Origin of the sequence: Nocardioides sp., assembly GCF_031422975.1 — a bacterium.
Lineage (GTDB): Bacteria > Actinomycetota > Actinomycetes > Propionibacteriales > Nocardioidaceae > Nocardioides.
In genome coordinates this window covers 1-7,333 of sequence record NZ_JANPEO010000340.1, presented here as the reverse complement: position 1 = coordinate 7,333, position 7,333 = coordinate 1, and the positions used below count along the sequence as shown (strand labels likewise).

Annotated in this window: 8 protein-coding genes and 1 riboswitch; of the genes, 5 read left to right on the top strand and 3 right to left on the bottom strand. The window is 70.0% G+C overall.

Going from position 1 to position 7,333, the window contains the following annotated elements; genetic code table 11:
• The 3 genes from RMO85_RS10315 to RMO85_RS10305 all read right to left on the bottom strand — a co-directional run.
• Positions 1–503, bottom strand: a 503-nt coding sequence (locus RMO85_RS10315) for an MFS transporter (RefSeq protein ID WP_310528639.1), incomplete at its 3' end; no start/stop codon positions are given.
• Between the two features lie 15 nt (positions 504–518).
• Positions 519–1,724: an alpha/beta fold hydrolase gene (locus RMO85_RS10310; RefSeq protein ID WP_310528638.1), complete on the bottom strand. Its 1,206-nt coding sequence runs from the start codon at positions 1,722–1,724 to the stop codon at positions 519–521.
• 78 nt (positions 1,725–1,802) lie between these two features.
• A complete protein-coding gene (locus RMO85_RS10305) occupies positions 1,803–3,245 on the bottom strand; it encodes a trehalose-6-phosphate synthase (protein ID WP_310528637.1) in 1,443 nt (480 codons plus the stop codon).
• 139 nt (positions 3,246–3,384) lie between these two features.
• On the opposite strand from RMO85_RS10305, the gene RMO85_RS10300 reads away from it, so the two are divergent.
• From RMO85_RS10300 to thrC, 5 genes are all read left to right on the top strand, one after another.
• Positions 3,385–3,681 carry a DUF3263 domain-containing protein gene (locus RMO85_RS10300; RefSeq protein ID WP_310528636.1) on the top strand — a complete coding sequence of 99 codons (297 nt, stop codon included), beginning with the start codon at positions 3,385–3,387 and terminating at the stop codon, positions 3,679–3,681.
• A 44-nt stretch (positions 3,682–3,725) separates the two neighbouring features.
• Complete coding sequence (locus RMO85_RS10295; RefSeq protein ID WP_310528635.1) at positions 3,726–4,238, top strand: LytR C-terminal domain-containing protein; 513 nt, start codon at positions 3,726–3,728, stop codon at positions 4,236–4,238.
• A gap of 37 nt (positions 4,239–4,275) precedes the next feature.
• The gene (gene otsB, locus RMO85_RS10290) at positions 4,276–5,112 is read left to right on the top strand and encodes a trehalose-phosphatase (RefSeq protein WP_310528634.1); all 837 of its coding nucleotides are present in this window, start codon (positions 4,276–4,278) and stop codon (positions 5,110–5,112) included.
• Positions 5,113–5,116: 4 nt separating this feature from the next.
• Complete coding sequence (locus tag RMO85_RS10285; RefSeq protein ID WP_310528633.1) at positions 5,117–6,022, top strand: cation diffusion facilitator family transporter; 906 nt, start codon at positions 5,117–5,119, stop codon at positions 6,020–6,022.
• A 62-nt stretch (positions 6,023–6,084) separates the two neighbouring features.
• A riboswitch (SAM riboswitch) is annotated at positions 6,085–6,220 on the top strand.
• A 14-nt stretch (positions 6,221–6,234) separates the two neighbouring features.
• A partial coding sequence (gene thrC / locus RMO85_RS10280; RefSeq protein WP_310528632.1) for a threonine synthase occupies positions 6,235–7,333 on the top strand: 1,099 nt, incomplete at its 3' end.

The following is a 7,333-nucleotide window of genomic DNA, read 5'->3' as shown; positions in this document are numbered from 1 at the left end:
GTCGCGCCCGCGAGCATGATCGTGAACGCGAGGATGGCCACGCGCGCCGTCATCAGCCGCGTGCGCTCGTGGTAGCTCGAGGTGATCTCGGCCGGCATGGCGACATACGGGACCTGGAAGAAGGCGTACGCCGACGCGGCGAGCACGAAGAAGACGAGCACCCAGGCCGCCTCGAGTGCGGTCGAGTCGAGGTCCGGTGCGGCGAAGATCAGGGCGAACGCGCCGGCGAGCATGATGCCGGCGCGGAGCAGCCAGGGCCGACGGGGACCGGCCGGGTCGACAGTCCGGTCGGAGATGCGACCGGCGATCGGGTTGAGGACGACGTCCCATGCCTTCGGCGCGAAGACGATCAGGCCGGCCCACACGGCGGCGATGCCGAGCTCGTCGGTGAGGTAGGGCAGGAGCATCAGTCCCGGCACGGTGCCGAAGGCGCCGGTCGCCACCGAGCCCGAGCCGTAGCCGATGCGGACGCTGCGTGGCAGGCCGCCACCGGGGTCGGTCATGTCAGGGCGATCCGCTCAACGGCCCAGCGAGCGCGAGCCCGCCGAACCGTAGCGACGCTTGGGGTTGACCCCGATGGCCTCCCGATCGGCGGCCTTCTTGGTCGGCGCCTTCTTGGTGGCGGCCTTCTTCGCGGTGACCCGGGCCGGCGCCGACCACTGGTCGATCCACTCGTCCATCACCCGCCAGGTCGAGCCGCGGGCCGCGCGACCGGTCAGCATGCCGAGGTGGCCGCCGGGAACGATCTCGAAGCGCACCTGCGTCGAACCCGTCAGCAACGGCACGACCGCTCTGACGGCGTTGACCGGCGCGATGCCGTCGGTGGCGCCGCCGAAGACCAGCACGGGGGCCTTGATCGCGGACAGCCGGATCGTCCGGTCGCCGAACGTCATCGACCCCTGAGCGAGCGCATTTCCCTTGACCATGCGGTGGTAGAGCTGTCCGAACGAGCGCCCCGGGTAGGCGATCATGTTGGCCGAGAAGCGGTCAACCGCCTCGAGCTGGGCCAGGAAGTCGGCGTCGTCGAGGTTGGTGATCACGGCCAGCGGCTTGGTCACGATCTTCTGGACGCTGGCGAGCTGGAAGGCCCACTTCACGATCGGCTTCGGTGCGCCCCCCATCGCCTGGTAGCCGCGGGTGATCATGCCCCGGCCCTCGGTGAAGTTGAGGTGCAGGAGCGGTCGCACGGGCGCCATCAGGGGCACCTTCCGCACGTCGATCGGCGAGCCGACGACCGACAGCGAGCCGATCGGGAGCGCCGGCTGGTCGGCCGCAGTGAGCAGCGCGAAGATGCCGCCGAGGCTCCAACCGATCACGTGCACGGATCGCCCGCCGGCGTGCTCGGAGACGGCCTTGATCGCCGCGGGCAACACCTCGTCGACCCAGTGCTCCATGCCCAGGTTGCGGTTCTTGAACGACACCTCGCCGTACTCCACGAGATAGGTCGGGCGGCCCTGGCTGACGAAGTGCTCGACGAGCGAGCAGCCGCGGCGCAGGTCGAAGCAGATGGCCGGCGCGGCCAGGGGCGTCACCAACAGGATCGGATCGCCCGTCTCGACCACGTCCGGCGCGGGCCGGTAGTGGTAGACCTCGCGCAGCTCGCCGTCCTCGATCAGGGTCCGCGGCATCGGCCGCAGATCCGCCAGCCCGCCGTAGAGCAACTTGTGGGCGACGTTGCTGGCGGCCGAGACCACTTGGGCCGGCTTGGGGGGCAGGAGATCCATGTGCCGAAAGATACGCCCGGCCCGACACGCTTGCCGAGGTTGCCTCCGCGGGCGGTCGCCGGGCGGCGTACGGCGCCGTCAGCGCCGACGAGCGGGCCGGACCGCCTTGCCGTGCTCGGGACGGGTGTCGGCCAGCGCGGAGAGGAAGTTGTTGGCCCAGGCGGTCACGTCGTTGTCGACGACCTGCTTGCGCATGGCGCGCATCCGGCGGGTCGTCTCCTTCGGATCGGCGTGGAAGGCCTCCATCAGCGCGGCCTTCATGCCGTTGATGTCGTAGGGGTTGACGAGGTAGGCCTGCCGGAGCTCGTTGGCGGCCCCGGCGAACTCGGAGAGCACCAGCGCGCCGTCGTCGCCGTAGCGGCAGGCGACGTACTCCTTGGCGACGAGGTTCATGCCGTCGCGGTAGGGGGTGACGACCATGATGTCGGCGGCGCGGTAGAGCGCGGCCATCTCCTCGCGCGGGTAGGAGGAGTGGAGGTAGGAGATGGCGGGGCGCCCGATCCGGCCGAGGTCGCCGTTGATCCTGCCCACGAGCCGGTCGATGTCGTCGCGCAGGATGCGGTACTGCTCGACGCGCTCACGCGACGGGGTGGCGACCTGGACGAAGACCACGTCCTCGACGTCGAGCCTGCCCTCGGCGATCAGCTCCGAGAACGCGCGCAGCCGCGCGTGGATGCCCTTGGTGTAGTCGAGCCGGTCGATGCCCAGGAAGATCTTGCGGGGACTGCCCAGGGCCTCGCGGATCTCCGCAGCGCGCTGATGCACCGCCTCGGTCTTCGCGAGCTCGATGAAGCCGACCGCGTCGATCGAGATCGGGAAGGCCGCCGCCTTCACGGTCCGGCCGTCGGGCAGGTAGACGAGGTCGCGGTGCGTCTTGTGACCGACCCGCCCGCGGACGAGGCGCACGAAGTTGGCCGCCCCGCCGGCGAGCTGGAAGCCGATCAGGTCGGCTCCGAGCAGTCCCTCGAGGAGCTGTCGGCGCCACGGCAGCTGGCTGAACAGCTCGGCGGGCGGGAAGGGGATGTGGAGGTAGAAGCCGATGCGGAGGTCGGGGCGGAGCTCGCGCAGCATCTGCGGCACCAGCTGGAGCTGGTAGTCCTGCACCCAGACGGTGGCACCCTCGGCAGCGATCTCCGCCGCGCGCTCGGCGAAGCGCTGGTTGACCCGGACGTAGGAGTCCCACCACTCACGGTGGAACTCCGGCTTGGCGACCAGGTCGTGGTAGAGCGGCCACAGGGTGCCGTTGGCGAACCCCTCGTAGAACTCCTCGACCTCGTCATCGTCCAGGTGGATCGGCACGAGCTGGAGGCCGTCCTCGACGAACGGGACGAGATCCGTGTCCTCGGTCGATCCCGGCCAGCCGATCCACGCGCCGTCATTGGCGCGCATGACGGGCTCGAGGGCGGAGACCAGTCCGCCCGGCGAACGACGCCAGCCAGCGGTGCCGTCGGGGAGCGTCACCCGGTCCACGGGGAGTCGGTTGGCGACGATCACGAGGTCGGCCAGGCCCTGTGTGGTCACGCAGGCACCCTAGCGGCCCGCCCCCGTACCCCGGCCGGTGCGTGAGTTCCTACGCGACTCGCCGAGAGCGAATGACATCGGTGTTGTTCGTCGCCTACAGTGGAGCCAACGCAGGGGACGCAAAACTCAGGAGCTGGTCATGGACGCCGCGAACGCATACGTCGCACACGAGGGTGAGGGCACCCCCGGGCTGAGCCAGCGTGACCGCGACATCCTCGAGTTCGAGCGCCACTGGTGGAAGTTCGCCGGCGCCAAGGAGCAGGCGGTCCGCGAGAAGTTCGACATGGGCTCGACGCGCTACTACCAGGTGCTCAACGCCCTCATCGACCGTCCCGAGGCCCTCGAGGCCGACCCGCTGCTGGTGCGTCGACTGCGCAGGCTCCGCGCGTCGCGGCAGCGTCAGCGCTCCGCCCGCCGCCTCGGTTTCGAACTCTGAGCCCCACCGTCTTGTCCGCGCCTACTTCCCCCAGTGAGGCACCCATGTTCGCCCTGCGCCCCCGCCGCACCCGCACCCGCACGGAGCGTGGCGTCGCCTTCCCGTCCCCGCTGGTGATGCTCAGCATCATCGCGATCGCGATGGCCGGTTTCACCTATGTCGCCACCCGCGACGTGGGCCCGGTCGAGCGCAAGGTCACCACAGCCGCGGTGACCTCCCCGGAGACCGCCGAGCCCACGCCGGTGACGCCGACCCGGACGGCCAAGCCCGCGCCGACGATCAAGCGCGGCGAGGTGTATGTCGAGGTCTTCAACAACTCCGGCATCTCGGGCCTGGCGGCGACGATCGCAGCCAGGGCCACCCAGGTCGGGTGGCAGGTCGTGGGTGAGGACAACTGGTACGGCGCCATCCCGGCGTCCACCGTCTACTACCCCGCGCGCCTCAAGTCCGCCGCCAGGCAACTCTCGCTCGACCTCGGCATCGGCCGCACCGCACCGGCCGTCGAGCCGATGAAGATGGATCGGCTGACGATCGTGCTGACCGGCGACGCTGCCTGATTGAACGCTCAGCCACTGCGCGTGGTTGGCTCTCCACATGGAGTTCACCTCCGCAGCCGCAGCGCAGCGCTACGACGAGCTCGTCGTGCGCGCTGACGAGATCGTCGTCGGGCTGGACTTCGACGGGGTGCTCTCGCCGATCGTCGAGGACCCGGCACAGGCGCACATCCACCCGGACGCCCCGAAGGTGCTCGTCGACCTGAGCGACCTCGTGCGGGCCGTCGCGGTCGTCACCGGTCGCCCGGCCCGGCAGGTGCTCGCCCTCGGTGGGCTGGACGAGGTGGGCGACCTGATCGGCGAGCACGGCAAGGAGCTGTTCGTCTTCGGCCAGTACGGCAACGAGCGCTGGTCCTCCACGCAGCGGCGCGTCATCTCCCCGCGTCCGCCCCACGGCCTGTCCACCTTCGAGCGCGAGCTGCCGATGTTGCTCCGGCGCAGTGGCGCGAGTGAGGCCTACGTCGAGGAGAAGGGGCTCGCTGCCGCCGTACACACCCGCCGCCTCGCGGACGCCAACGAAGCCTTCGAGCGGTTGCTGGCGCCGATGACGCAGCTGGCGCGCTCGCACGGCCTGATCGTCGAGCCCGGCCGCAACGTCATCGAGGTCCGCTCGGACGGCCAGCACAAGGGGCACGCCGTGCAGACCCTCGTGAAGGAGCAGCACGCCGGCGGCTTCCTCTTCGCCGGTGACGACCTCGGCGACATCGAGGCCTTCGAGGCCGTCGCCGAGCTGCGCGAGCAGGGCCTGGCCACGCTGCTCGTGTGTGCCGCCTCGGACGAGCAGTCGGCGCTGCTGCCGCTTGCCGACGTGATCGTCGCGGGCCCTGACGGGGTGCTGGACCTGTTGCGGCAGCTCACCCTCGACGCCCGGGACTGAGACCATGGGCGCGGGACACGGCCACGCGAGCACGCACCCCCACCCGGGAGCGCGTCACCGGTGGCGCCTCGCCGTCGCCTGCGGTCTCGTCACCTCGTTCTTCCTGGTCGAGGTCGTCGTGGGCTGGCTGTCCCAGTCGCTGGCGCTGCTCTCGGACGCCGGACACATGGCCGCGGACGTGGTCGCGCTGGCGTCCGCCCTGGTCGCCACGCGGATCGCGACTCGCGCCGACAAGACGGGGCGCAGGACGTTCGGCTCCTATCGTGCCGAGGTCTTCGCGTCCGCCCTGACAGTGCTGCTGATGCTGGGCGCCGCTGCCTATGTCGCGATCGAGGCGCTGCGCCGCCTCGGTGACTCACCCGCTGTCGCCGCAGCTCCGATGGTGCTCGTCGGTGCGCTCGGGCTCGTCGTCAACGTGATCGCCCTGCTCCTGCTGCGCGGAGGTGCGGCCGAGAGCCTCAATGTCCGGGGCGCCTACCTCGAGGTCGTCGCCGACACGGTCGGCTCGATCGGGGTGATCGTCGCGGGTGTCCTGGTCTCGCGCACCGGCGACGGCTGGTGGGACACGGTCGTCGCCCTGGCGATCGCGGTGTTCGTCGCCGTCCGCGCCCTGATGCTCGGCCGTGAGGTGCTCGTCGTGCTCGGCCAGCACGCACCCGCGGGCTTGTCGCCGGCGGAGATCGAGGCCTCGCTCTTCGCGGTCCCCGGCGTGGACGACGTCCACGACCTGCACGTGTGGACCCTCACCTCGGGGATGCACGTCGCCACCGCGCACCTGATGGCCGCCGAGGGCCGCGGCGGGGAGGTGCTGGAGACGGCGCGGGTGGTGCTGCGCGACGAGTACGGCGTCGAGCACGCCACGCTCCAGGTCGAGTCGCCCTCGTCGGCGTGCGACCAGACCACCTGGTGAGGCACGTATGCCAGCATGTGGACTCGATGTGCACATGTTGAGACGGCCTGTCTAACCTGAAGACCTCATCACGAGGGACTGAGGGAACGGCCCGACGAAGTCCCGGCAACCGCCGCGAACCTCCTGCTGCGCAAGCAGCAGTCGCGGAAACGGTGCCAATTCCGTCCCGGTGCGAAATTCGCCCGGGGTAGATGAGAAGGAGGATTTCGACCATGTCTGTTGTTGCACAGCACCCGCCCACGAAGACCCTTCGAACTGGCGCCTTCGGCCATGCCCGCGTGCTGGCCTGTCGCGAGTGCGGCCACGAGGTCGCGCTCGGCCCGCACTATGCGTGTCCGGAGTGCTTCGGCCCGCTCGAGGTCGCCTACGACTTCCCGGCCATCACCCGCGAGGAGATCGCCGCCGGTCCGGCCAACATCTGGCGCTACAAGGCGCTGCTGCCGGTGCCCAGCGACATCGAGCAGAGCCCCAACATGGAGCCGGGCTTCACCCGCCTCCTCAAGGCCGACAACCTCGGGCGAGAGCTCGGCATCGACAACCTGTGGGTCAAGGACGACTCGACCAACCCCACCAACTCCTTCAAGGACCGTGTCGTCGCCTGCGCGCTGAGCGCGGCCCGCGAGTTCGACGCCAAGGTCTTCGCCTGCCCCTCGACCGGCAACCTCGCCAACGCGGTCGCCGCCGCCGGCGCCCGCGCCGGGATCAAGACCGTGGTCTTCATCCCGAGCAACCTCGAGCACCCCAAGCAGGTCAACTCGGCCATCTTCACCGACAAGCTCGTCGCCGTGAACGGCAACTACGACGACGTCAACAAGCTCGCCTCCGAGATCGCCGGCGAGGAGGAGGGCTGGGCGTTCGTCAACGTCAACGTCCGCCCGTTCTACGCCGAGGGCTCCAAGACGCTCGGCTACGAGATCGCCGAGCAGCTCGGCTGGCGCCTGCCCGACCAGATCGTCATCCCGGTCGCCTCGGGCTCGCAGCTGACCAAGGTCGACAAGTCGTTCCAGGAACTGATCAAGCTCGGGCTCGTGGAGGACAAGCCCTACAAGGTGTACGGCGCCCAGGCCACCGGCTGCTCGCCGGTCAGTGTCGCCTACAAGCACAACACCGACGCCATCCGTCCGGTGAAGCCCGACACCATCGCCAAGAGCCTCGCCATCGGCAACCCCGCGGACGGCATCTACGTCCTCGACGTCTGCCGCCGCACCGGTGGTGCGGTCGAGGACATCACCGATGAGCAGGTGCGCGACGCGATCGTGCTGCTGGCCCGCACCGAGGGGATCTTCACCGAGACCGCCGGCGGCACCACCG